This window comes from Bradyrhizobium sp., assembly GCF_049691595.1.
Taxonomy (GTDB): domain Bacteria; phylum Pseudomonadota; class Alphaproteobacteria; order Rhizobiales; family Xanthobacteraceae; genus Bradyrhizobium.
Window position 1 is genome coordinate 1 of sequence record NZ_JBAVNZ010000580.1, and the last position, 1,881, is coordinate 1,881.

Consider the following 1,881-nt stretch of genomic DNA (forward strand, 5'->3'; position numbering starts at 1 on the left):
GCGTCCGGGTGGCGATTCGCGGTGTCGGAATTTTTCCAGCCAGCGCCTTCAGTGCGGCCGGGGCTTGCGGCCCCGACAGCCGCACAACGGCAATCGCACTCGGCGGCCTGCCGGACGATAGCGCGAAGATGGTTTGGTCCCGCGGATGCATCGCCTATTTGTTCGCTGACGCCGAAAAGAAGCAACACGGGTTCAGGCGTACGGCTTGCCCCGCGACTATGTTGCGGTGCAACAATAACAGCGTCGCAGCTTTGCCGTGGGAAAAGACCGCACTTTTGAATCGCATGAAAAAGGGCGCTCCGCTTGCACGAGGCGCCCTCCTCCGAATTCACCGAGCCGACTCAGGTATTCATCGAGTCGAAGAACTCCGAGTTGTTCTTGGTGTTGCGGAGCTTGTCGAGCAGGAAGTCGATGGCGTCCATCGTGCCCATCGGATTGAGGATCCGGCGCAGCACGTACATTTTCTTCAGCAGCTGCGGATCGGTGATCAGCTCTTCCTTGCGGGTGCCGGAGCGGGAGATGTCGATCGCCGGGAAGGTGCGCTTGTCCGAAACCTTGCGGTCGAGAATCAGTTCGGAGTTGCCGGTGCCCTTGAACTCTTCGAAGATCACTTCGTCCATGCGGCTGCCGGTATCGACCAGCGCGGTCGCAATAATGGTCAGCGAACCGCCCTCCTCGATATTTCGCGCGGCGCCGAAGAAGCGCTTCGGCCGCTGCAACGCATTGGCATCGACGCCGCCGGTCAGCACCTTGCCGGATGACGGCACCACGGTGTTGTAGGCGCGGCCGAGGCGCGTGATCGAGTCGAGCAGGATCACAACGTCACGGCCATGCTCGACCAGCCGTTTGGCCTTCTCGATCACCATCTCCGCGACCTGGACGTGACGCACCGCGGGCTCGTCGAACGTGGATGAAACCACCTCGCCCTTCACCGAACGCTGCATGTCCGTGACTTCCTCCGGACGCTCGTCGATCAACAACACGATCAGATAGCATTCGGGATGATTGGCGGTGATCGAGTGCGCGATGTTCTGCATCAGCACCGTCTTGCCGGTGCGCGGCGGCGCCACGATCAGGGCGCGCTGGCCTTTGCCGATCGGCGCGACGATGTCGATAACCCGTGCCGACAGATCCTTTCTGGTGGGATCCTCGAGCTCGAGCCGGAAACGCTGGTCGGGGAACAGCGGCGTCAGATTGTCGAAATTGACCTTGTGCTTGGACTTTTCCGGGTCTTCGAAATTGAGCGTGTTGACCTTGAGCAGCGCGAAATAGCGTTCGCCCTCCTTCGGGCTGCGAATGTGGCCCTCGATGGTGTCGCCGGTGCGAAGCCCGAAGCGGCGGATCTGTGATGGTGAAACGTAGATGTCGTCAGGTCCCGGCAGATAGTTGGCGTCGGGCGAACGCAGGAACCCGAAACCGTCGGACAGAACCTCGACGACGCCTTCGCCGATGATATCGGTTTCCGCGATCGCGAGTTGCTTGAGAATGGCAAACATCAGCTCCTGCTTGCGCATGGTGCTGGCATTTTCGACCCCGTTCTCTTCCGCAAACGAGACGAGCTCAGCCGGCGTTTTGGATTTGAGGTCTTGGAGTTTTATTTCCCGCATTGGGATGGTCCTGTGGGGTAGAAAGTTGAGGAAGGGATGCGAGGTGGCTTTAGGAAAAGCGGACGCAAAAAAGGAAGGTCCGCAGGTCTAAGCAAGGAAAGCGCCGGTGAGGCTTCAAACCTGATGCGGCGGCCGGCTCTGGGAAGAAACCGGAACGCGACCACATCCGCCTGCGAGGGGTGGGATCTCAGCAATATAGAAAATCAGCCGGCTCTCCGCAAGAAGGCGCAAAGCCCGTTGTTGCGAGCCGGCCCGGTCTAGAACGGCTTTACCA

The 1,881-nt window shown here is 60.1% G+C and carries 1 protein-coding gene and 1 pseudogene; both read right to left on the bottom strand.

Annotation, left to right across the window (positions count from 1 at the left end):
- Positions 1–151, bottom strand: a pseudogene (locus WCE35_RS23410) (tRNA uridine-5-carboxymethylaminomethyl(34) synthesis GTPase MnmE); the annotation flags it as partial.
- Between the two features lie 190 nt (positions 152–341).
- Positions 342–1,607 (bottom strand): transcription termination factor Rho, encoded by a 1,266-nt coding sequence (gene rho / locus WCE35_RS23415; protein WP_213775579.1) that lies wholly within the window; start codon positions 1,605–1,607, stop codon positions 342–344.
- Positions 1,608–1,881: the final 274 nt, after the last annotated feature.

Coding starts and splice junctions, on each gene's coding strand:
- rho (WP_213775579.1), bottom strand. CDS start 1,607: ATGCGGGAAATAAAACTCCAAGACCTCAAATCCAAAACGCCGGCTGAG.